The 281-nt window shown below is 59.4% G+C and carries 1 protein-coding gene; it reads right to left on the bottom strand.

The window, feature by feature from the left end; translation table 11 throughout:
• On the bottom strand, window positions 1-212 hold a 212-nt coding region (locus LZP73_RS21020; protein ID WP_442800794.1), incomplete at its 3' end, for a hypothetical protein.
• Window positions 213-281 lie beyond the last annotated feature (69 nt).

The raw sequence follows: 281 nt of genomic DNA, 5'->3' as shown, positions 1-281 counted from the left end.
GTGCTGACGTCCCGCCCGGCAATCCGTACCTGATACCAGCCGTCGCTCAGTTTCTGACGAAACACCGGGAGCTGTGTGGCCAGTGCGCGGATGGCTTCAGCCCCCGTTTTCACACGAAGGTCGATGCGGCGGCCAAATCGTTGTAAATCCCCGTAAAGGCAGATGCGCGCCATGCCCGGTGACGCCAGAGGGAGTGTGTGCGTCGCTGCCATTTGTCGGTATACCTCTCTCGTTTACTCAGTTGTTCAGGAATATGGTGCAGCAGCTCGCCGTCACCACAG

This window comes from Shewanella sp. AS16 (assembly GCF_021412365.1).
In the GTDB taxonomy this organism is placed as follows: domain Bacteria; phylum Pseudomonadota; class Gammaproteobacteria; order Enterobacterales; family Shewanellaceae; genus Shewanella; species Shewanella salipaludis.
The sequence above is the reverse complement of the archived record's forward strand: the minus strand, read 5'-3'. Positions and strand labels throughout refer to the sequence as shown.